The 20759-nt window shown below is 41.9% G+C and carries 21 protein-coding genes; 8 read left to right on the forward strand and 13 right to left on the reverse strand.

The features are described from left to right. The first annotated feature begins 110 nt into the window (after positions 1–110). The 4 genes from AC623_RS14865 to AC623_RS14875 all read left to right on the forward strand — a co-directional run bounded on the left by AC623_RS14865 (position 111) and on the right by AC623_RS14875 (position 2869). Positions 111–410, forward strand: a complete 300-nt coding sequence (locus tag AC623_RS14865) for a hypothetical protein (protein WP_049663758.1) — start codon at positions 111–113, stop codon at positions 408–410. Positions 411–585: 175 nt separating this feature from the next. Beyond that, positions 586–717 (forward strand): subunit I/II of b(o/a)3-type cytochrome C oxidase, encoded by a 132-nt coding sequence (locus AC623_RS21165; RefSeq protein ID WP_065408784.1) that lies wholly within the window; start codon positions 586–588, stop codon positions 715–717. Positions 718–731: 14 nt separating this feature from the next. Next, positions 732–1220 carry a cytochrome c oxidase subunit II gene (locus AC623_RS14870; protein ID WP_049663762.1) on the forward strand — a complete coding sequence of 163 codons (489 nt, stop codon included), beginning with the start codon at positions 732–734 and terminating at the stop codon, positions 1218–1220. Next, on the forward strand, positions 1217–2869 hold the full coding sequence (locus tag AC623_RS14875; protein WP_049663765.1) for a b(o/a)3-type cytochrome-c oxidase subunit 1: 1653 nt from the start codon (positions 1217–1219) through the stop codon (positions 2867–2869). The genes AC623_RS14870 and AC623_RS14875 overlap by 4 nt, the downstream gene beginning before the upstream one ends. Positions 2870–2959: 90 nt before the next feature. Here the strand turns inward: AC623_RS14875 and AC623_RS14880 are convergent, their stop codons facing one another. Further along, positions 2960–3811, reverse strand: a complete 852-nt coding sequence (locus AC623_RS14880) for an EcsC family protein (protein WP_049663766.1) — start codon at positions 3809–3811, stop codon at positions 2960–2962. Positions 3812–4064: 253 nt separating this feature from the next. Between AC623_RS14880 and AC623_RS14885 the strand changes: the two genes are divergently transcribed. After that, the gene (locus AC623_RS14885; protein ID WP_231603521.1) at positions 4065–4658 is read left to right on the forward strand and encodes a YitT family protein; all 594 of its coding nucleotides are present in this window, start codon (positions 4065–4067) and stop codon (positions 4656–4658) included. A gap of 105 nt (positions 4659–4763) precedes the next feature. Here the strand turns inward: AC623_RS14885 and AC623_RS14890 are convergent, their stop codons facing one another. From AC623_RS14890 to sppA, 7 genes are all read right to left on the reverse strand, one after another. Continuing rightward, positions 4764–5954, reverse strand: a complete 1191-nt coding sequence (locus tag AC623_RS14890; protein ID WP_049663770.1) for an acetate kinase — start codon at positions 5952–5954, stop codon at positions 4764–4766. A gap of 61 nt (positions 5955–6015) precedes the next feature. Beyond that, a complete protein-coding gene (locus AC623_RS14895) occupies positions 6016–7005 on the reverse strand; it encodes a class I SAM-dependent methyltransferase (RefSeq protein WP_049663772.1) in 990 nt (329 codons plus the stop codon). A 255-nt stretch (positions 7006–7260) separates the two neighbouring features. After that, positions 7261–7761 (reverse strand): thiol peroxidase, encoded by a 501-nt coding sequence (gene tpx, locus AC623_RS14900; protein ID WP_049663773.1) that lies wholly within the window; start codon positions 7759–7761, stop codon positions 7261–7263. Between the two features lie 109 nt (positions 7762–7870). Then, positions 7871–8302, reverse strand: a complete 432-nt coding sequence (gene ytfJ / locus AC623_RS14905; protein ID WP_049663774.1) for a GerW family sporulation protein — start codon at positions 8300–8302, stop codon at positions 7871–7873. 27 nt (positions 8303–8329) lie between these two features. Then, a complete protein-coding gene (locus tag AC623_RS14910; protein WP_049663776.1) occupies positions 8330–8950 on the reverse strand; it encodes a DUF2953 domain-containing protein in 621 nt (206 codons plus the stop codon). A 140-nt stretch (positions 8951–9090) separates the two neighbouring features. Beyond that, positions 9091–9684, reverse strand: coding sequence for an RDD family protein (locus AC623_RS14915; protein ID WP_082174440.1), 594 nt, complete (start codon positions 9682–9684; stop codon positions 9091–9093). Between the two features lie 11 nt (positions 9685–9695). Further along, positions 9696–10706: a signal peptide peptidase SppA gene (gene sppA / locus AC623_RS14920; protein ID WP_049663778.1), complete on the reverse strand. Its 1011-nt coding sequence runs from the start codon at positions 10704–10706 to the stop codon at positions 9696–9698. A 144-nt stretch (positions 10707–10850) separates the two neighbouring features. Here sppA and AC623_RS14925 point away from each other — a divergent pair, with 144 nt between their 5' ends. Next, the gene (locus AC623_RS14925) at positions 10851–11651 is read left to right on the forward strand and encodes an NAD kinase (RefSeq protein WP_049663780.1); all 801 of its coding nucleotides are present in this window, start codon (positions 10851–10853) and stop codon (positions 11649–11651) included. 574 nt (positions 11652–12225) lie between these two features. Here the strand turns inward: AC623_RS14925 and rarD are convergent. The 5 genes from rarD to ezrA form a co-directional block, all read right to left on the reverse strand. Then, entirely contained in the window at positions 12226–13155 is a 930-nt protein-coding gene (gene rarD, locus AC623_RS14930) for an EamA family transporter RarD (RefSeq protein ID WP_049663783.1), read from the reverse strand. Positions 13156–13297: 142 nt separating this feature from the next. Further along, the gene (mbcS, locus tag AC623_RS14935; RefSeq protein WP_049663784.1) at positions 13298–14878 is read right to left on the reverse strand and encodes an acyl-CoA synthetase MbcS; all 1581 of its coding nucleotides are present in this window, start codon (positions 14876–14878) and stop codon (positions 13298–13300) included. A gap of 135 nt (positions 14879–15013) precedes the next feature. Then, positions 15014–16216, reverse strand: a complete 1203-nt coding sequence (gene thiI / locus AC623_RS14940) for a tRNA uracil 4-sulfurtransferase ThiI (protein WP_049663786.1) — start codon at positions 16214–16216, stop codon at positions 15014–15016. A 5-nt stretch (positions 16217–16221) separates the two neighbouring features. Further along, positions 16222–17358, reverse strand: a complete 1137-nt coding sequence (locus AC623_RS14945; protein ID WP_049663790.1) for a cysteine desulfurase family protein — start codon at positions 17356–17358, stop codon at positions 16222–16224. A 141-nt stretch (positions 17359–17499) separates the two neighbouring features. Further along, on the reverse strand, positions 17500–19188 hold the full coding sequence (gene ezrA, locus AC623_RS14950) for a septation ring formation regulator EzrA (protein WP_049663791.1): 1689 nt from the start codon (positions 19186–19188) through the stop codon (positions 17500–17502). A gap of 190 nt (positions 19189–19378) precedes the next feature. Between ezrA and hisJ the strand changes: the two genes are divergently transcribed. Both hisJ and AC623_RS14960 read left to right on the forward strand, forming a co-directional pair. Continuing rightward, the gene (gene hisJ, locus AC623_RS14955) at positions 19379–20197 is read left to right on the forward strand and encodes a histidinol-phosphatase HisJ (protein WP_049663793.1); all 819 of its coding nucleotides are present in this window, start codon (positions 19379–19381) and stop codon (positions 20195–20197) included. Positions 20198–20227: 30 nt separating this feature from the next. Further along, on the forward strand, positions 20228–20710 hold the full coding sequence (locus AC623_RS14960; RefSeq protein ID WP_049663795.1) for a GAF domain-containing protein: 483 nt from the start codon (positions 20228–20230) through the stop codon (positions 20708–20710). Positions 20711–20759: the final 49 nt, after the last annotated feature.

The following is a 20759-nucleotide window of genomic DNA, read 5'->3' on the forward strand; positions in this document are numbered from 1 at the left end:
AAGTACTTATTTGAAAAAAATTCATTTAGTTGAATAAATAATCATCTTTTTGATTTCTTTTGCCAAATTATTAGTAAACAGCTACGATAAAAGAAAAAAAGGAGTTTCCTATGCAGTTTCTTTTCGATGAACGTCTAGGTATTTCACTTCCCTATTCGTTGAAAGATTGGAGTGAATACTCTATAAATGAACAAGAATATATCTTGAATGAATGGGAAAAGATTCGCGGAAGCATTCCCGATCGAATTCGGGAACTCGAAAAAAAGATTAATGCCAAACAGGCAAATCTTGAACAAGAAGAAAGCTTTATCCTATCTTGTCGCCTTAATGAAGAAATTAGTGACCTTGCTTCTATTATTAATGACCTGTGGCTTTGGTTTCGTACGACACCCTCTCTAAAAAATGAATAGGGCATTAAAAAGACTGGCAGCGAAGGAATGCTGGTCTTTTTAATTTATTTTTTTAACGTCACGAGTTCTTCACATAACCGTGAAATAATCTTCACATTTATGTGAAAACAATCACAAGTTTTTGCAATAAGATAAAAGTAGATATTTTAACCCATTAGCAAAGGAGCATAATCACATGGAAAAAGACAAGGAAAAAACGTACAAAAAAGATTCCTTAAAAGGCACGCTCTTTTCTGTACTTGCTGTTGGCGGCTTCATCCTGTTGTCCTGGTTTACGGTGTGGAGTTTATTTTTATCTAGAATATGACTGGAGGAAGTTTTATGCATTTACACAAGTATGAAAAAATTTGGCTTGCCTTTGGAATTGGCTCACTCATTCTGTTTCTTGTCATTGTTGGGATTAATGCATTTGTAACGGGCCATCAACCGCCAAGCTCTGACAAAACCGTGGATCCACAAGTAGTGGGAGAGATCGCTCCCTTTAATAAACCCGGTTTGAAGAAAATCGGTGAAAATGAATATCAGCTTGTTGTGCTAACGTCTGCTTTTTCCTTTGATGTTGGGACACAGGATAAAGTAGTGGAAATTCCAAAAGGCGCAAAGGTTCATATTATTGCTACAACAAAAGACGTAGTTCACGGATTTGAAATTGCTGGTACAAACGCTAATATGATGCTTGAACCTGGCCATATTAGTGAAACAACTCAAACCTTTCGGGAAGAAGGAGAATTTACTCTCTTATGTAATGAATACTGTGGAAGCGGACACCATTTGATGCACGCTAAAATAAAGGTGGTTGATCAATCATGATCGAAACAGCAGTTAAAGTAAACAAGAAAGATGCAAAATTAGCGTTAGCCCATATCATTGTAGCATTTATCGCTTTATTTATCGGAGGATTGTGTGGATTTCTACAAGTATTAGTCCGTTCTGGAAAAGTACAATTACCGGGAGGAATCGGGTATTACCAAGTTCTCACCGCTCACGGTGTACTGCTTGCCCTTGTGCTAACAACATTCTTCATCATCGGCTTCCAGTTTGCCGGTATGAGCCGGACTGCCGGAGCTTTATCGAACAAAGCCCGCTTAACTGGCTGGATCGGTTTTTGGATTATGACGATTGGTACTGCACTTACTACATTTTATATTTTAATCGGAAAAGCTTCTGTTCTCTATACATTCTATGCACCACTTCAAGCTCATGTTGGTTTCTACATCGGCTTAGCTCTTGTCGTTGTCGGAAGCTGGATTTCAGGATTCGCGATGTTTGCCCATTATGCAAGATGGAAAAAACAAAATCCTGGTCAAGTTGGACCGTTATTAAGCTTTATGTCTGTTGTAAATATGGCTCTCTGGCTCATCTGTTCCTTAGGGGTAGCTGCAACCGTCTTACTTCAATTTATTCCTTGGACATTGGGATGGACAGATGGCATTAATGTATTAGTGAGCCGTACACTATTTTGGTATTTCGGACATCCGCTTGTATACTTTTGGCTGCTTCCTGCTTACATGGTATGGTATGTTGTTATCCCAAAAGTCATCGGTGGAAAGATTTTCTCTGATTCTCTAGCAAGAATGTCATTCATTCTCTTTTTATTCTTTTCTATTCCTGTCGGCTTCCATCACCAATTAACCGAGCCGGGAATTTCTCCGACTTGGAAATACATTCAGGTGGTACTAACATTGATGGTTGTTATTCCATCTCTTATGACCGCATTTAGTATGTTTGCAACGTTTGAGCGGTTTGGCCGTTCTAAAGGAGCAACAAGCTTATTCGGCTGGCTAAAGTTTCTGCCATGGAACGATGCTCGCTTCCTTGTTCCTTTTATTGGAATGGTTGCTTTCATTCCCGGAGGCGCCGGTGGTCTTATTAATGCATCGCATCAGTTAAACCAAGTCATTCATAACACGATTTGGGTAACCGGGCATTTCCATTTAACCATCGCTACGACAGTCGTTCTTACTTTCTTTGGGGCTGCCTATTGGCTCGTTCCCCATTTAACAGGAAGAACGTTTACGAAACAACTGAACCAACTCGCCATTGTTCAAGCAGTTGTCTGGTCTGTCGGGATGACAATCATGTCAGGAGCTATGCATTGGGTAGGTCTATACGGAGCTCCGCGTCGCTCTTCCTTCTCTGACTATGGAGGCTCTGCCCAAGCTGCTGATTGGATTCCTTATCAAATTGCTCAAGCTGTCGGCGGCTCTATGCTCTTCCTTGGTATTATACTCGTCTTGTATATTATCGTTCAACTTTTATGGTTTGCACCAAAAGGGGAAGAAGAATTCCCTATTGGCGAAGCAGAAGAAAAAGCAGAAAAAACACCGTTGTTCTTTGATAAATGGTGGTTATGGATTACGATTGTGGTCGTATTAATTTTACTAGCGTACAGCATTCCATTTACACATATGATCCAGGAAGCACCTCCAGGATCTCCGGGGTATAACAGACTCTGTTAATTCAGAAAAGCAAAAGGAGCTTGTTACGCGCCCTATTGGATAGGCTTTAACCTAAGAACCGGTTGGATACACGTATCCAACCGGTTTTATTCATTTAGTAGAGCTTGCCGCTTCTCTCTTTTCCAGCAGCCAGCGGTATTGATAGTACTTTTCAGCGAATTCAGTCATATTTTTTGTCATTCGATAATTTGTTCCAGCCCCAATGACTAAGCTAATGAGCGGCAGGTTTGCCATCTTTTTATTTTTAAACATCGCGATAGCGAGTAACTTCCCTAGCTGCTTCACCGGACCTTCCATCCATGTCAGATCGGTCAACTGTTCCGCTTCATTATAAAAATAAGGATGATCCCGTTCTTCTAATTCAATCAGCAGCTCTTGCCAGCCTTCTGCCTTCAACCGTTCCGGCAAAGCACCAGCGTGAAAGACTTTTAGAGAAGCGATCATTTCAAATGGCAGCTGAGGATCATAGCCATAGGTCATAGCCGTAATTTGGATAGCCCGCAAATTGAGAATAGCCATAGCCGCAAAGTCAGTACTGATTGGAATAGCTCCGCCTGTTCCAGTTATGCCTCCCTGAATGAGCGAATATAACCGATGTCTTGTTGATTGTTGACTATTTAAATAGCGAATCTGATCAATGGTTAACTTTTTTAAATCATCAAGTGTCTCCACATCTTCTCTGAATACACGAGCCGACGTTAAAATTCGTTCTCTCGCTTCATTTTGGAACTGCGAGCCTTGAAGCAGCGAGTGCATATGAAATAGCACGTTATCCAACTGTCCGAAAAAAGCAGAAAGCGTCTCTTCCGGTATAGCTGCCAGCGCACTGTTTAACCATCTTGAATATGTATATTGAAAATCATTGCCACCATAATCAGCAAGGGACTGTTCCCACGCCATAATTTCTTCCCATACGACTTTATCTCGTTCCGTCCAAGCCATATTTGCTTCCTCCTTCCATGCTGTTTCTCGTTCTTTTTATTTTCTATGATTGCCGAACAATTGTCAATTTCCGCTCCTTTAAAGGCAATTGTTCACTTTATAGCTGCGCTCGCCCTGCATAAAGGTTATTTCACTACTCCCTTCTAATTAAAAAGGGGCTACTTTCTAAATCTATATAAGCATTCGCGTTAGTCATTCCAGACATAGCCAATTCTCCACCTGCATATTTTTTAACAATAGAGTTGGACAAGGGGTGAAGAACATACTAAAAAAAGTAATTACCATCGGATTGGCAGCAGCGCTCATCGGAATAGGCATTAACGTATTTATCTTGCCCTTCCAGCTTCTTGAAGGAGGCGTTTTTGGAATTGGTTTATTAATTAACTATTTATGGGGTTTCAAAATCGGTATGACTATTATATGTGTGAATTTGCCTATTTATCTTCTTGCCTTTAAAATGGAACGCTCTTATTTCTTTAATAGTTTGTACGGAACTCTTTTTACCCCTATCGTGATCGACCTTCTTCTACCGTTAAAAGGAATGATTGAGCTCCCCATTTTGATGAGTGCCTGCGTTGGAGGGATGTTCATCGGAACAGGAACCGGCTTAATGCTGAGATATCGCTCATCTCCGGGCGGGATCGATTTATTGGCTCTTTTACTTTCAAAGCATTTTTCCGTTAATGCCGGTTTTTTTATTTTCTTTATCGACTCTCTTATCCTCACTTCCGGCCTATTGATTTTTAAAGACCGAATGATGATTTATTCTTTATTTACCGTTGTGAGTGTGGCCTTCCTAGTCACCGTCCTTACCTCTTTTCGCTCAATCAATGCCTATCTCAAATAAAACCTCTGGTATGGACATAGCCGAGCAGTCCTTTACCAAAGGTTTTATACCGTTATATTGCATTTATAAAAGACAAGACCAACTCATGGTCTCTATCCTTCAATTTTATAATCCCGCTAATTTTACTGTATCACAGGCGATCATGACTTCTTCATCTGTTGGAATAACGATCACCTTAACCGGAGAGTGAGGATAGTTAATAAAAGACTCTTGCCCGCGAACCTCATTGCGGGCTGGATCCCAGTACACCCCCATGAACTCTAGTCCGCGAAGTACCCGGCCGCGAATAACAGGGCTGTTTTCCCCAATGCCTGCCGTAAAGATGATAGCATCTACGCCTGACATACGCGCGGCATAGGATCCGAGGTATTTATGTATCCGGCCAGCGAATACTTCAAGAGCAAGCTCTGCACGTTCATTGCCTTTGGCTGCTTCTTCTTCAATGTCACGCAGATCACTTGAGAAACCAGATACTCCAAGCATCCCGGACTCTTTATTTAATACGTCGAGCACCTCATCCGCTGTTTTTCCTGTCTTCTCCATAATAAAAGGAATGAGGGCCGGATCGATATTCCCAGATCTCGTTCCCATTGTAACACCCGCAAGCGGCGTAAACCCCATGGACGTATCAATTGATTTACCGCCACTAATAGCTGCAATGCTCGCTCCATTTCCGAGATGACAAGAAATGAGGCGGAGCTGTTCAATTGGCCGTTCAAGTAATTCGGCTGCCCGCCGTGAAACATACTTGTGGGAAGTACCGTGAAAGCCATATTTACGAATCCCGTAATCTGTATAATAGTGATACGGCAAACTGTATAGGAAGGAGCTTTCAGGCATGGTCTGGTGAAAAGCTGTATCAAAAACAGCTACAGCCGGCACATCAGGAAGCACTTCTTTAAACGCACGGATTCCTGTCACATTTGCCGGATTGTGGAGTGGCGCTAAATCGGACAGCTGTTCAATCTTTTCGATGACTTCGTCTGTGATCATCACAGAGTCTGTAAATACTTCTCCTCCATGGACAACACGGTGGCCAATGCCATTGATCTCCTCAAGTGATTGGATAATCCTCATGTTGGTTAATTTATTTAAGAGAATTCGAACGGCTTCTGCATGGTTAGGAATATCCATGATTTCTTTTTGTTTATGTCCGTCTACGGTAATGTTGAATAAAGCTCGCGGCAGGCCAATTCTTTCTACAAGTCCTTTTGTGATGACTCGCTTTTCCGGCATATCAAACAGCTGAAATTTTAATGAGCTGCTGCCGGCATTGATGGCAATAACTTTTGACATAAAGACCTCCTCATTTTTGCAAAGTACTGGCACGACCGCCTTTGTCCAAGTTGTTTAATGATCACTTATTTTCTTTAAACCATGCTTCCAACTTCATCATGATAGACTGCATGGCTTGACGATCTTTCATAGACGGCATTGTCGCTAAAAATACTTGTTTCGGCGCAGGAATGCCCGCTTGCTGTTTTTGTAAAATCAAAATACTTTTAGCCGCCTGCTTGTTTTTAAACATCGTCATCGGCAATTGAATCAGTCCTTGAATATGAACAGTTTTTTGGAAAAAGCGATGTAATTTCTCAGCACCTTCTTCCTCAAACAAGCCGTTTGGAATGAGGAAAAACAGGTAACCACCAGGCTTTGTATGCTTCACGCTTTGTTCTATAAATAAATGATGAGCGTACGAATGGCCCTCTTCTGCTTTCAGTTCATAGTCTGCTGCTCTTCTATCATTTGGATACCAGCCGAATGGCAAGTCACAAATTACCGTATCAACTGGATCGATTAATAACGGTTCCAGTGCATCTTGATTATAAAATTGGACAGATTTCTCCAACAGATTTGCTCCGCACCAAGCGAGCTTTAGCAATAAATCATCTACTTCTACGCCAGCAGCCGTAATCGATGCTTCTGACTGGTGATTTAAAACGGTTAATAATAGATTACCTGTTCCAACGGCAGGGTCCAAAATAGCGAATTCTTTCTTACCGCTCATAAATTTCTCTAATAAATAACTCATGAACAAGCCGATAGAATCGGGTGTCATCTGATGATGCGGCTGAACATTCTCTTGCATGCCTTTTAAAATAGCGAACTGATAAGCTTGACGGATCTCCTCTTGTGAATAATCAGCAAGCTTCGTTTCCTCATATTTTTTCCATACCCGTTTCTTCGTAAAATCGCTCATTTCCTCTTGTAAAATTTTTTCTTGGAACAGGTTCTCAGCTGTTTCTGCTAAAGCATCCAAATATGTGCATTCCAGCTCTTGTTGAAGAATAGCAGCTGTTTCATCAAAACGATGAAATAAGTGTTCGACCGGGGAAATTTCGTTCATATTTGCTCCTCCTGTAAGCCGTTATCGATTAAAAAGACTGACCCCATAAAGAGCCAGCCCGAGAATGTAAACAAAGTCTACTTTATATACTATCAGGCTGGTTGAAAACATTTGTCTTTCGAGGCACAAAACCTGACAAGAAGCGGAGTGACCATCAAGGTCATGAACACCGCAGTCAGGCGGGCAACGAAGAAAGCGAGCGTTTGTCAACAGCCTAAGGCTGGCCCGTAAAGAGCCAGCCTTTCATTTTTATTTTTACTTGGCGTTTTTTGCTGCCTCAAGTGCTTTTTCGTAGTCAGGATGATTTGTTCCTTCACTTACATATTCTACGTATGTAACTTTGCCTTCGCCATTTACGACAAAAACGGAACGTGCCAATAGACGAAGTTCTTTCATGTGAACGCCATAAGCATCACCAAATGACATCTCGCGGTGATCAGAATAAATTTTCACATTTTCAAGTCCTTCTCCTGCACACCAGCGTTTTTGAGCGAACGGCAGGTCAGCAGAAATTGTAATGACTTCTACGTTATTTACTTTAGACGCTTCTTCGTTAAATTTGCGAGTTTGCTGCTCACATACTCCTGTATCAATGGAAGGAATCACACTGATTAAGCGTACTTTGCCGTTAGAATCAGCTAACGTCACCTCAGATAAATCCGTTGCAAGCACTTTAAAATCGGGTGCTTGATCGCCCACCTTTACTTCATTTCCAACCAGCGTAACTGGGTTTCCTTTGAATGTTACATTTGCCATATTCCTAATCCCTCCTCCATCTTTTTCACACTTAATATCATACTTGTTTGAAAGAGAGAAATGCAAGAAAAAGCCTTGCCGTTACCTGGCAAGGATGAACTCTCTTTTCTTAAATCGTATAATCTGAGGAAGGTTTTTTATTGGATGATTGTTTAGATTGATTTTTCTGATTGAGCATACTCTGAATTTTATCAATAACAGCTGGTGCTAAATCAATAATTTTATCAAGCAAGTGTGTATTTTCATCTAAGTGGAGCATGCGCACACCGCTTGAATTCACGATTAAAAAAGCGATAGGCGTAATGGATACACCGCCGCCGCTACCGCCGCCGAACGGGCTCTTTCCCTTTCCTTCACCCTGTTTATCAATCATAAACTCACTTCCCCCTGCCGCAAATCCAAAGCCGACTTTTGAAACTGTCATAATCACACTGCCATCGGGTGTCTCTACCGGATCACCGATAATGGTATTAACATCAATCATATCTTTTAAATTTTCCATAGCCGTCGTCATCAATCCTTCGATTGGATGGTCACTCATATTTATCCCTCCAGTTGTTTAAACGTTTTAAAAAAATAGGCCGGCAGTAGAGCTTTTCTTTCTGTGGCGCCGGTGAAGAAAAAGTTGAATAACTGCAGATATAGCATGCCCTATCCGAAAGGAAATCATACATGACCATTCCACCTTCCATACGGACTGGCCGAAAACTGGCGTTACCTCAAGCTCAGGTCTAGCGGTCATCTGCACCATACGATGTGCGGCTGAAATGACACTGCCTTTTAGAGCCCAAAGCGCTCCTGCTGCTGTCCCCGTCCAGGCTGCATCTTTCATTCCAACAACCGTCCTCCAAGAAAAAGTACGAATCTCTATTTTTTTGAAAAACGAACGAACGATGTATTGTAGACTTTCGATATATTCTAGCTTCTCCTTCACCTGTATGAGAAAATCCTCTGCCTCTCTAGGCGAGACTTCTTTATATTCTTTTTTTCTGACAGACTTAGATGTTTGTCCTTTCGTAAATGGAATGTAAAACGTGTAGGATAAAAGCCCATAAAAGAAGAAAAAACGAATATATGCTTCTGTCTTCTCAGGCATACGGAGAAAGTAAAAGAGGAGTTGGATTTTTAACAAGCACACAATGAATAAAAAGATCAGAAAAATAGCTAGTCCCCACCACAGATAAGCCATAACGCTCCCTCCTTTTCCGCTAAACAGTTTGTCCTTTGGAAAAAGAAAGTAAACATGATGAAAAACCCATATTGTTCAAATCACTGCCTAGAAAAACAAAGAAAGCCGCCGGCAGTCCGCCAGCAGCCTATAAAGCTTCCTTATAAAGAAGGAGCCGGTGTCTGAACCATTAATGTATGTTCATGAATGACTGTTGTTCCGGCAAAATAATCATGCAGCCCTTGCTTCTTTGATAAAAAGGCAATAAGTATATACAAAAATGGAATAGTTACGGATAAATAGCGGCCGATCCATTCCCGAAACAGAACAGTCTTCCAAGAAAGTTCGGAATCAGTTAATGAAATAACCTTTAAACCGAACACCATTTTTCCGATCGTTTGACCTTTCCACTTTGTCATCAAAACAAAATACAGATAAAAGACAAGAGCTGTGGCAATATTAACTGCTGAAAACAATCCACTATTTGCCACCTCAATATCTAATGCTCGGAATAGAGGATAAATGAAAAGGCGAGAAATGCTTCCGACGACGATTAAGTCAAGAAGATACGCCCAAAACCGCATCCAGAATCCAGCATAATGAAAAGCAGAAACAGCAGGTGGCAGCTTCTCTTCTACCACTAGATTCTCTTCAAGTGGTGTCTCTTCTGTTACGTATGCTGCGACTTCGTTATCTTCTTGCTCCTTGACATGCTTTTGTTCTTCAATTTCGTGATTCGAATCTTCTTTCATCATCTACCCCTCCTTTATTCCGCGTATAAATACATAAGCCGCGGAGAATTTGGATGTGAAAAGATCTTCATGAGCGCCTGTGCTTCTTCATTTCCACCAATCAACTGCTGTGCTTTCATCGTTAAGAAAGATGGAAAGCCAAAGTTTGGCTCGTACGTCACTACTTGGGCGCCTTTTAAATTTTTGTCTTTCTTTAACGCAGCAATCGTATCTTCAAGGTACCCAAAATCATCAATTAAATTTAGCTTTTTAGCCTGTCGGCCATCATATATACGTCCATCAGCTATTTTTTTCACTTGGTCTTTTGACAGTCCACGACCATTAGCGATGACATTGACAAAGCCATTGTAAGAATTGTTAATCATCGCTTGCAGGATTTTTCTTTCTTCTTCTGTCATTTCCCTTGTTGGGCTCATAATATCTTTGTGAGGACCGCTTTTGATCGTAACAAAATCCACTCCATACTTCTTGGCAAGCTTCGAGTAATTAACACTTTGCATAATGACTCCAAGTGAACCGGTTAACGTTTCAGGACTAGCGTAAATCTTATCAGCAGGAGCTGAAATATAGTAACCTCCAGAGGCGGCCATAGAGCCCATTGATACATAAACTGGCTTTTTGGCTTTTTCTTTTATTTCTAAAATCTTGTCGTGGATTTGTGCACTTTCTACTACTCCTCCACCTGGTGAGTTCACTTGCAGAATGACTGCTTTGATTGTGTCATCCTCCTGTACTTTATCAAGTTTCTTCATAAATTGCTGATGATTATAACCGGGTGAAGAAAAAAAGGACTCTGTCGTGCCTGTATCTTGGATAACTCCTTCAACTGGTAAGACGGCGATTTTACGGAAGGCATCCCCTTCCTCTTCTACTTGCTCAGTGAAATCTTCTTCACTGGCGCCCATAGCGGTTTCCAGAGCCTTTGAGATATCCGTTTTGACTGCTATAGAAGCTGTGTTGACAATAATGGACACAATAAATAACCCAGCAGCCAACGCAAGGGCAACTATTCTTTTTTTACTCAATTTACTCTCTCCTTCCCTATTCTGTAATCTGCCAGCTTCGAAAAATCGACTGGCACATGGTACACTAAAAAAGAGGTTCACCTTATTCTAACAAAACATTCAATCATAACCATACTAACTTTCCCAAAAAAAGGAGACTTTCTTATGGATGAACGTCGCAATGTCTATTTTTTTGAAACCCGTCGAGCTAATGTGGCAGAAAAAGTAACAGAATTAAAAAAGCTTGCGGAGAAAAATAACTTTATTATCGTCAACAAATCAGAAGAAGCAAACATTATCGTCAGCGTAGGCGGCGACGGTACATTTTTGCAAGCTGTCCAAAAAACCGGTTTCCGGGAAGATTGCTTATATGCGGGCATCTCCATCTTTAATGAATTAAATATGTATTGTGATTTCTATGCAAACGATACCGCAACCTTAATTGAAGTGATGTCAGAAGCAGAAATGGAAGTTCGCCGTTACCCCGTTTTACAAATTTCCTTGGATGAGGAAGCTGTTTTTTACTGTTTGAACGAATTCAGCATAAAATCCAGCATTATCAAAACAATGGAAATGAATGTCTATATCGATGATCTTCATTTTGAAGTATTTCGCGGTGATGGCATGATTATCGCTACACCTACCGGCAGCACAGCTTATAACAAATCGGTAAACGGTGCTGTTGTCGATCCGCTTCTTCCATGCATGCAAGTCAGCGAGCTGGCTTCACTGAACAATAAACGTTACCGCACACTCGGGTCCCCGTTTATCTTGAGCGGTGAACGCACACTCAAATTAGAAATGCTCAAAGGAAGCAACAACTACCCCATCATGGGCATCGACAACGAAGCACTGAGCATTCAGCATATCGAAGAAATCAACATCTCACTAAGCGACAAACGCATCAAAACCTTAAAACTAAAAGACAACTCCTTCTGGCACAAAGTAAAAAGAGCCTTTTTATAAGAAAAGCGGAAGGCGCTCGTTCAGTGCGACAGGAGGTTGAAGGAATTTCTGTTGGAGTCGCTCTTTGACTCCTGCAGAAATTTCGAAACCGCCGCACGCACTAGCGCCTGCAGCTGGACATAGAAAAGCGGAGCCGACTGCCCTGCCCCGACAAGCATAAGGCGAAATGGCGAAGTGGCGCTCTTCAGCCACACAGCCAGATCGGCTTATGACCTCGAGGGGCAAGGAGGCGAAGCTGGACATAGAAAAGCGGAGGGTGCTTGTTCAGCGGCGTATGGACTGGACGGCTCTGCATGAGATAAAGGAAACACGAAGAGCGTTAGCGATTCGATGTTGACTTATCGTAAGAAGGAGCAGGAAGTCCACTAGCCGCTAAGCACCCGCAGCTGGACATAGAGGAACAACGGCTAAAGGCGCGACATCGTGTCGCAACGCCCTCACTAGCACATCGTGTGCGTCGAAGCGGAAGGCGCTCATTCAGCTTCTATAGCTAAACTATGCAAAGCTAACTGTTTTCAAGAGTCTTTTTCCGCCTAAATAGGAAAAAGGAAGCGTCCAAACGGACATTTATCCGTTAGGCGCTTCCTTTTTCATGTTTCCTCGTAATAAGATGTCTTTTTTGATACCATTTCGTTTGGGCGAAAGTAAAAATAACGAGCGCAATCCAGATAAACGCAAAAGAGATGAATTGTACTCCCGAAAACGGCTCATGGTAAACAAATACGCCCAATAAAAGGGTCATCGTTGGCGTAATGTATTGCAAAATTCCAATCATAGATAATGGGATCCTCGGCGCTCCTGCTGCAAATAGGAGCAATGGCAACGCTGTGACGGCCCCGCCGAGCATTAATAATAAATCAGTAGAAAGCGAGCCAGAGAAAAGCGAAAGCTCAGCTTTTGTCCACCAATACATTAAAAAGCCGACAGCAATGGGGGTAACAGCAAAGGTTTCAAGTGTCAAACCGACAGCTGCCTCAACTTGAATTGTTTTTTTCATAAGTCCGTATAAAGCAAATGTTATCGCAAGACCGAGAGAAACCCACGGCAGCTGGCCATAGGCAATCGTAAGAATCGCCACACCAATTGCCGCAAAAAACACAGAAAAAACCTGCGCTTTAGACAAAGACTCTTTCAATACAAAAACCCCAAGGAGTACGCTCATAAGCGGATTAATATAATAGCCAAGACTCGTCTCAATCACGCGGTCACTGTTGATAGCCCATATAAATAAAAACCAATTGCCACTTACAAGAAAAGAAGCAATGACAAGGGTCATCGCTTGTTTCGGCTTTTCTTTCATTGTTCTCAGTGTAGCTCTTAAATTTCCTAGCTTTCTAGTAAACAAGAGAAGCAATGCCATAAAAACAAACGACCATAACACACGATTAGCAAGAATTTCATGAGCTGTTACGTGCTCAAGAAACTTCCAGTATATTGGAAACAATCCCCACAATAAATAAGCAAAAAATATATAGAGAGCTCCTATCTTTTTCTCTTCGTTCATGTGATCACCTATTTCTTTCTACTCCCGAAATAAATTCCATTATACTCCTTTCCTTTTAAAAATCAATAGAGCAGATAGAGAAATAATCAAACTGGATCAGTTAAAAAACCCGCTCAAGGAGCGGGCTTTTACTAGCGCAAGATTAACTTTTAACCTCCTGCTCAGCCTGACGCAATTCAATGCGGCGAATTTTGCCGGAGGTGGTTTTCGGTAATTCTTCAATAAATTCAATCTTTCTAGGATATTTATAAGGAGCTGTTAATTCTTTTACATGGTTTTGCAGTCTTTCTATCAGCTGCGGATCTTTAGCATCCACGCCGTCCTGTAACACAACAAAAGCTTTAACGATATGGCCGCGGATTTCGTCAGGGCTGGCAACAACCGCGCACTCCTTCACATCTGGATGCTTCACAAGCGCGTCTTCTACTTCAAATGGGCCGATCGTATAACCGGAACTGATAATAATATCATCTCCGCGGCCTTCAAACCAATAATAACCGTCTTCATCTTTTTTCGCTTTGTCGCCAGTTAAATAATAGTCTCCTCTAAATTGCATAGCCGTCCGTTCTGGATCCTTATAATAATGTTTGAACAAAGCTGGCGTATCGACGTGAACAGCAATATCTCCAACAATACCTGCTTCTACTGGTTCTCCGTCATCATTGATAATATCCACACGGTTGCCCGGCGTTGGTTTGCCCATTGATCCAGGCTTCACTTCCATTCCTTTTAACACTCCAATGACAAGCGAACTTTCTGTCTGGCCATAGCCATCTCGCACATCTACGTTGAAATATTTCCGGAATGTATCAATGACTTCACGGTTTAAAGGTTCTCCAGCCGACACAGCACTATGAAGGCTCGATAAATCATAGTCGGCTAAATTATCGACCTTCACCATCAGACGATATTCGGTTGGCGTGCAGCATAATACGTTAATTTTGTTTCTTTCGAGCAGTTCTAAATACTTTTTCGGCTCAAATTTGCCGTTATAGACAAAACCAGTGGCTCCCGAGCCTAATACGGATAAAAATGGACTCCATGTCCACTTTTGCCAGCCAGGGCCCGCTGTAGCCCATACCGTATCTCTGTCCTTAATCCCAAGCCAGTTAGGGGCTGCTGTTTTTAAATGAGCATATCCCCACGCATGCGTATGAACAACCCCCTTTGGATTGCCTGTTGTACCTGACGTATAAGGCAGAAAAGCAATGTCGTCCTTTGAAGTATCCACTATCTCTAATTCATCAGACGCTCGTTCCATCGCTTTCTCAAGATCTGTCCAGCCGTCTGCCTCACCTCCAAATGAGAAAGTTAGCAAGTCTGCTATTTTATCAACCTGTTTAAATTGCTCCACGAACGGTGCATAGCAGACAACCCCCTTCACACCAGCATGTTCAATTCGATAATTTAAATCTTTCGTGCGCAACAATTCTGCACTTGGAATAACAATCAAGCCGATTTTAAGGGCTGCTAGAAACACCTCGTATGCTTCAATTAAACGAGGCACCATAATTAAAATAGAGTCCCCTTTTTCTAAGCCGCTCTCAAGGAAAGCGTTTCCAATCTTATTTACGTTTTTAATTAACTTTGCATATGTAATCTCTTTTTTCTGGCCAGCTTCATTTTCCCACTTTAAAGCTAGTCGATCGGGGTCTTTTGCAAACTTCTCCACTTCCATCACAATGTTATACTTTTCAGGCGCAAGCAAGTCTTCTCTTTTCATGATCCTACCCCCTTCATAATATAGTTTCATTATACAGAATAATGGAAAACTTTGAAATATTTTAAGGACCGGATAAGAAATTTATCCAAGAAAAAAGCCCTAAAGCCGCCTGCTCTCCGACTTCAAGGCTTTTTTTTAAAGCAAATCAGAAAACTCGCTGTTTTCTTTTTCCTGCGGAAGCTCGATCGTCTCCATGTTTTCGATCGCCTCATCAATCATCTGTTCAAAATTAACAAAGCTCTCAAAATGCTGTACTTTCTCCAGCTTCGGTCTTGTTTTTGGTGACGGCGGTGTAAAGATCGTACAACAATCTTCGTAAGGTAAAATCGAGATGTCATGAGTGCCAATTTTGCGGGCTACATCAATAATATCAAGCTTATCCATAGCAATCAGCGGACGCAATACCGGTGTGGAAGTCACATCATTAATCGCTCTCATGCTTTCAAGCGTCTGACTTGCTACTTGTCCAAGACTTTCCCCTGTTACAATGGCAAGCCCTCCACATTTCTGGCGGATTTTATCAGCGATCGCGAGCATCATCCGTCTTGTCGAAGTCATTGTGTAATTTTCTGGTACCTGCGCTTGAATCTTTTGCTGAATAGCTGTAAAAGGAACGATATGAAGCTTAATTTCAGCTCCGTACGCTGTCAGCCGCTCAGCTAAATCCACGACTTTCTGCTTGGCCCGCTCACTCGTATACGGGGGGCTGTGAAAATGAATCGCTTCGATTTCAACTCCCCTTTTTAACATAAGATAGCCAGCCACAGGACTGTCGATCCCCCCTGAAAGCAGAAGCATGGCTTTTCCGCTTGCCCCCGACGGCAATCCAGCCGCTCCCGGATACTTTTCACAAGATAAAAAGACGCCGCCCTTTCGAACTTCTACAAGAATATTAATGTCAGGATTTTTTACGTCAACTGTTAATTCCTCTATATTTCTGAGCACATGGCTTCCGATCGCATAATTAATTTCATTTGTATCTAACTCAAACTCTTTGTCGGAACGGCGGGCAGACACCTTAAATGTTTTTCCCGGACTAAAATTCCGTTTAACAAGCTCCAGAGCAGCCGTTTTCATTTCCTCGATATTCTGGTCTGTCCGAACAACTGGGCTGAACGATTGAATGCCAAATACATTGCCCAGCCGCTCCTTCACCGCTTCAAACGGTGTATCATTCAAATGAATAAACATCCGGTCGCGGCCTAATTCGATCTTGATATCACGAAATTCTTTTAATACGAGCAGAATATTTTTTTTAAGCTTCGTAATAAATTGCTTGCGATTCCGCCCTTTTGTAGAAAGTTCGCCGTAGCGAATGAGTATACGGTCATAATTCATGATGGTCACCTCTGGACTTTTGTTAATGTAGGAATTGTTTCTGTTAGCACACGGATAAATGTTTGTGCTTCTTCTAGCGTATTTTCATATGATAAGCTTAGCCTCATGCTGCTGTCCGCGACACTTTCCGGCACCCCCATCGCCGTTAGCACCGTGCTTGTCTTTTTCTGTCTTGAAGAACAAGCACTTGTTGTAGACAAATAGCAGCCTCTCTCCTCAAGTGCATGAATCAGCACTTCCCCCTTTGTCCCAGCAATCGAAAAGTTTAAGATATGCGGTGCACAGCCCTCTTCAGGCGTATGAATCACGGTGCCTTTCATTCTTGTTAATTCTGAACGTAAATATTGCTGAATCTCTTTCATTTTCGAAAAGCCTGCCACTCGCTTTTCCTCTGTCAAACGCAGAGCTTTCGCCATTGCCACTACTCCGCCTGTGTTTTCCGTGCCGCTGCGCCAGCCGCTTTCCTGGTTGCCGCCAGATAAAAGCGGAGAAAGGTTCACTCCCTTTTTCTTATATAACAAACCGTTTCCTTTTAATCCGTGAAACTTATGGGCAGACAAAGAACAAAGATGAATGCCTTTAAGGTTTAATTCAACTTTCCCCCGCCCCTGTACATCGTCCACGTGAAATAAAACTTTTGGGTACCTTTTTAACAACTGACTGATTTCTTCTATTGGCTGAATCGTGCCCGTTTCGTTATTCACATGCATGATTGAAACGAGAATGGTGTTATCTGTCAGGGCGCTCTCTAGTTCTTGCACAGATATTCTGCCAGAGGCGTCCACCGGCAAATACGTAACACGAAATCCCAGATCCTCTAACTGACGGCACGCATTCAAAACAGCAGGATGCTCCGTCTTTTGGGTAACGATATGAGTTCCCCGTTGCTTATAAGCAAGCGCTGCTCCTTTTAAAGCCAGGTTATTCGCCTCCGTGCCTCCTGATGTAAAGATCATTTCTTCGGGCTGTCCACCTATTAGTGAGGCAATTTGCTTACGCGCTTCATTCAAAAGCCGATCCGCCTGCACACCAAGTTGATGAAGAGAGGAGGGGTTGCCAAAAAATTGTTCATTCACCTTTGTAAAAGCAGCCAAAGCCTCGTTATATGGTTTCGTCGTTGCGCTATTATCAAAATAAATCATGTTCGCACCTGCTTTATGTCAGTTTGTTCAGCTATTTATCATATCATAGCTGCGTTTTGAAGAAAACTTTACACTTGCCAGTTGCAGCTCAAAAAAGCGATTCCGGCTAAATGGACAGCTGCTTTGCCGGAATCGCTTCTCTTATTTTTTATTCATCATATCCTCAAGCTGCTTTAAGCCTTTTGGATCCACTTTATCAATCGCCGTAGCCGCTTCTTCTAAGGCAGAACGATAATCATAATTACGAAAAGCACGCTCGGCCTCGGAAAGCTGATCGCCGATCATCGGATGAGAACGCTTATATCTATTTCCATATTGAATGATCCGTTCAGCAAGCTCAGCTTGTTCAATCACTTCGACTGTTTTTCGTTCAAGATTGCTTACAGAAGAAACAGCCTCCCCTAATTTTTCCTGAACAGCTTTCATATTCAGCGGTTTTTCGTTTAACGCTTGGACTACATCTCCAATACGGCCAGTCGTCTCTTCCGTTAAGGATTGGTAAAACTCCGGTACGCCCGGCATATTGCTTTTGTTTACCATGCGGAAGATCTCATTAATCTTTTTGCGAAGCTCTGCCAGACTTTCACGTGCCGCCATTTCATCTTTGCGAAGCGTCTTTAAAAAGCGGCCGAAGCTTTCTTGTTCTTTCTGTAATTCTTCAAGCTGAGCTTTCAGCTCTTGTAATTCGTCATGTAAAAAAGAATATGCCGTATTTTGCTGCGTAATTTTTGCTTCAAGTAAGTCATACCTCTTAATGAGCCGGAAAATATCTTCTTCCAGCTTCCGAGGAACAATCCACTCTTCTTTAGCTAGCTGGTAGCTTTGGCGAACATGTTCAGTTTCTGTTTGCAGCTCCTCATTGGCATCCCTTATATTTTCTAACTGATTTCTTGTTGCTTGTTCATTTTTCACAATAAAATGTTTAGCATCGACTTCTTTTTCAAGCAGCTCATAAAAGAATTCTATATTATCTTTTACCTCTTGAATCCCTGCTTCTACCTCGCTCGTTTCTGTCTTTACGATAAAATCCTTATAAAGGGCCAACTGCTTGCGCAAGCTGGCCACTTCTTTCTCCAACTGCAAGTGGTCAAGTAAATAACCATTTTGTGTCATTTCTTTGTAGCCGGATTCAATTTCAGCTAACTGAGCTGGTAATAAATTAGTCGTTTCGGCCATTAAAACCGGTATGACTTCCATTTTATGTAGGATGGTGTCCATATCATGAGTTAGTTTTAAAATAATTTCTCTTGCTGCTAAGTAGTTTCCTTCATTCGTCAATTCTTCAAATTTATCAAACTCAGATGATAAAGCATCAAGCTGGATTTCAAGCAAGGAAGCCGCCTTGCCAAATGTATGGCGATGAGCAAGCAGCTGCTTTCTTACTGCCCGGCGCTTTTCCTTTAGCTCTTCGCTTTCCTTGCGATTGCTTTCTTCGCTGCCAATTAAGTCATTTAGCTCTGTTAGGATCCCGTTCACTTTTTGTTCGGCCTCTTCTAATCGATTCGCGATCGATTCATTTATTTCTTTCGATTTGCCAAATCGGAACTGATCGGCCCGCTCTTCTGCCTCAAACAATTTTTCTTCCACGTCTGCTAAATCAACACCCAGCACTTCATCCCATGTTTGACGCCAACGATCAAACATTTCTTCCGTCTGCCCTGTCATATTAAGCCGCTTTACCTTTGTCAGCTCATCTGTAACCGGGCGATTCATGATTTCTACTTTCCTTTTTTCCAATTCGTTAATGTCTTTGTATATTTTTTTTCTATTAAAATAGGCGATAACTGATAGAATAGCTGCTATTAAAATTGCAGCAATGATGAATTTCATCGTAAGCCCCCTGTTCTTCTGCCTGCAAAAGTAGTCGTTTCATCTATGTGTATTATATAAATTTCACTCAATTATTACTAATGATACCATAGGATGTGACATTTTTTGACGACAAAAATCGTTTTTTTTTAGCTGGTGCTTAAAATTTTTGTTACACTTGAATTATGACTATTTTTTCAGGGGGATGTTTATGAAAAGAGACGGACATATTCACACACCCTTTTGTCCTCACGGAACGAAAGACACGCTCGACAGTTATATTGAAGAAGCGATTAATCAGGGGTTTTCACAATTAACTTTCACGGAACATGCACCTTTGCCTTTCGGCTTCATAGATAGCACACCTACACAAGATAGCGGGATGGAGCTTGGAGATCTGGATGCTTATTTTTCTGCTTTGCAGCGGGTAAAAAAAGAATATGCGGCGGATATCTCGATCCAGGCCGGTCTGGAAGTTGATTATATCGAAGGCTTTGAAAAAGAAACGACCGCTTTTTTAGATGAATATGGTCCGCTTCTTGATGACTCTGTTTTGTCTGTTCACTTTTTAAAAGAACAATCCAACTGGTACTGCCTTGATTATAGTGCTGATGTATTCGAGGACATGATCGGCATTTTCGGATCCTTAACAGCTATTTACAAAAAATACTACGAAACGGTGCACCGCTCGATTAAAGCTGATCTTGGCCCATTCAAGCCGAAGCGTATCGGTCATATAACACTCGTCCACAAATTTCAGCATCGCTTTCCAAACGAAGTGAGCTTCGACCTAGAAATAGATTCTATTTTAACAGCAATTAAAGAGAACGGCTATGAGATTGACTTTAACGGCGCAGGTCTAATGAAACCATTGTGTTTAGAGTCTTATCCATCACCGGAAGTCGCTCAAAAAGCTTTGGATATGGGCATTTCGCTTGTCTATGGGTCAGATGCACACCAGGCAAAAGACATTGGCCAGGGGTATGACAAACTGTTTCCTCTGCCATCAAAATCAATTTCTCAATTATAAACACCATATTGAATAAAGGAGTAACAAAGTATGTTTCAAACAACTAGTTATACAGGGACGAAAGAAGAAAATTATAACCTCATGATCAAACAGCTGCAGGCATTACTTGAGGGAGAAAGCAATCAGATTGCTAATTTAAGCAACGCGTCTGCCTTGTTAAATCAATTTCTGGAGCGGGTTAACTGGGTCGGGTTTTACTTAACGGAAGGAAACGAGCTCGTCCTCGGCCCTTTTCAAGGTCTGCCAGCCTGTGTGCGTATTCCTTTCGGAAGAGGCGTCTGCGGCACTGCAGCTAGCGAAAAGAAAACACAACGTATTGCGGATGTGCATGCGTTTCCTGGCCACATTGCATGCGATGCCGCCTCTCAGTCAGAAATCGTCATTCCCTTAATAAAGGATGGCCACGTCTTCGGCGTATTAGATATTGACAGCCCGGAAAAAGACCGCTTTGATGAAATAGATGAAAAAATGCTTGAAGCTTTTGCTCTCGCTTTAGTAGAGTGCTTACAATAACCGATAATCTCTGTCTTAGCTTCCTCGCTAAGACAGAATTTTAATATCA

The sequence above is a fragment of the Bacillus sp. FJAT-27231 genome, from assembly GCF_001183975.1.
GTDB classification, from domain to species: Bacteria; Bacillota; Bacilli; order Bacillales; family Domibacillaceae; genus Pseudobacillus; species Pseudobacillus wudalianchiensis.

Excerpts from the sequence above, each read along its gene's own strand:
- AC623_RS14865 (WP_049663758.1), top strand. The coding sequence starts at position 111 with ATGCAGTTTCTTTTCGATGAACGTCTAGGTATTTCACTTCCCTATTCG.
- AC623_RS21165 (WP_065408784.1), top strand. The coding sequence starts at position 586 with ATGGAAAAAGACAAGGAAAAAACGTACAAAAAAGATTCCTTAAAAGGC.
- AC623_RS14870 (WP_049663762.1), top strand. The coding sequence starts at position 732 with ATGCATTTACACAAGTATGAAAAAATTTGGCTTGCCTTTGGAATTGGC.
- AC623_RS14875 (WP_049663765.1), top strand. The coding sequence starts at position 1,217 with ATGATCGAAACAGCAGTTAAAGTAAACAAGAAAGATGCAAAATTAGCG.
- AC623_RS14880 (WP_049663766.1), bottom strand. The coding sequence starts at position 3,811 with ATGGCTTGGACGGAACGAGATAAAGTCGTATGGGAAGAAATTATGGCG.
- AC623_RS14890 (WP_049663770.1), bottom strand. The coding sequence starts at position 5,954 with ATGTCAAAAGTTATTGCCATCAATGCCGGCAGCAGCTCATTAAAATTT.
- AC623_RS14895 (WP_049663772.1), bottom strand. The coding sequence starts at position 7,005 with ATGAACGAAATTTCCCCGGTCGAACACTTATTTCATCGTTTTGATGAA.
- tpx (WP_049663773.1), bottom strand. The coding sequence starts at position 7,761 with ATGGCAAATGTAACATTCAAAGGAAACCCAGTTACGCTGGTTGGAAAT.
- ytfJ (WP_049663774.1), bottom strand. The coding sequence starts at position 8,302 with ATGAGTGACCATCCAATCGAAGGATTGATGACGACGGCTATGGAAAAT.
- AC623_RS14910 (WP_049663776.1), bottom strand. The coding sequence starts at position 8,950 with ATGGCTTATCTGTGGTGGGGACTAGCTATTTTTCTGATCTTTTTATTC.
- AC623_RS14915 (WP_082174440.1), bottom strand. The coding sequence starts at position 9,684 with ATGATGAAAGAAGATTCGAATCACGAAATTGAAGAACAAAAGCATGTC.
- AC623_RS14925 (WP_049663780.1), top strand. The coding sequence starts at position 10,851 with ATGGATGAACGTCGCAATGTCTATTTTTTTGAAACCCGTCGAGCTAAT.
- rarD (WP_049663783.1), bottom strand. The coding sequence starts at position 13,155 with ATGAACGAAGAGAAAAAGATAGGAGCTCTCTATATATTTTTTGCTTAT.
- mbcS (WP_049663784.1), bottom strand. The coding sequence starts at position 14,878 with ATGAAAAGAGAAGACTTGCTTGCGCCTGAAAAGTATAACATTGTGATG.
- thiI (WP_049663786.1), bottom strand. The coding sequence starts at position 16,216 with ATGAATTATGACCGTATACTCATTCGCTACGGCGAACTTTCTACAAAA.
- AC623_RS14945 (WP_049663790.1), bottom strand. The coding sequence starts at position 17,358 with ATGATTTATTTTGATAATAGCGCAACGACGAAACCATATAACGAGGCT.
- ezrA (WP_049663791.1), bottom strand. The coding sequence starts at position 19,188 with ATGAAATTCATCATTGCTGCAATTTTAATAGCAGCTATTCTATCAGTT.
- hisJ (WP_049663793.1), top strand. The coding sequence starts at position 19,379 with ATGAAAAGAGACGGACATATTCACACACCCTTTTGTCCTCACGGAACG.
- AC623_RS14960 (WP_049663795.1), top strand. The coding sequence starts at position 20,228 with ATGTTTCAAACAACTAGTTATACAGGGACGAAAGAAGAAAATTATAAC.